The sequence below is a fragment of the Corallococcus sp. AB030 genome (assembly GCF_003668965.1).
Classification (GTDB): Bacteria; Myxococcota; Myxococcia; order Myxococcales; family Myxococcaceae; genus Corallococcus; species Corallococcus exiguus.
In genome coordinates, this window is sequence record NZ_RAWQ01000474.1 from 1 (window position 1) to 784 (window position 784).

General features: G+C 68.2%; 1 protein-coding gene. It reads left to right on the plus strand.

Annotation, left to right across the window (positions count from 1 at the left end):
- The coding region (locus tag D7Y15_RS43670) for an AMP-binding protein (RefSeq protein ID WP_148713057.1) at nt 1-784 on the plus strand (784 nt) is incomplete at both ends.

Below are 784 nucleotides of genomic sequence, written 5' to 3' on the forward strand. Positions count from 1 at the left end.
CCTTCTCCGCCAAGTTCGACCTCACCCTCCAGGTGCTGGAGACCGACGCCGGCCTCAAGGGCTACCTCGAGTACACCACCGACATCTTCACCGCCTCCACCGCCGCACGCATGGCCGAGCACCTGCGCGTGCTCCTTCAGGAGGCCGTTGCTCAGCCGAATGAGTCAGTCGCCCGATTGCCGCTACTGACCACCGTTGAGCGGCGCGAAATGCTGGTGGAGTGGAACGCCACGCGCGCGCCGTTCCCCGAAGCGTGCATGCATTCGCTCTTCGAGGCGCAGGTGCGCCTCGCTCCGAACGCGGTGGCCGCTGTCTTCGAGGGGACGCAGCTGACGTACGCGCAGCTGGATGCGCGCGCCAATCAGCTCGCCCATGCCCTTCGCCGTCGCGGCGTGGGGCCCGAGGTCCGCGTTGCACTCAGTGTCGAGCGCTCCCTCGATATCGCCATCGGTCTGCTGGGCATCCTGAAGGCTGGTGGTGCCTGGGTGCCCGTGGATCCGCTTCTGCCTCGTGAGCGATTGGCCTTCATGCTGGAGGACAGCGCGGCCCAGGTGCTCGTCACCCAGCAGCCGCTCGTGGACCGCTTCCCCGAAGCACTGCATGCACGCGCGCTCTGCCTGGATACGGAGCGCGAGTCGCTGGCCGAGGAGCCGACGGATGCGCCCGTGACGGGCGTGACGCCCGCGAACATGGCGTACCTGCTCTACACCTCGGGCAGCACCGGTACGCCCAAGGGCACGGCGGTGGAGCACCGCAGCGTCGCCAATCTCGTCACCCACGAGGC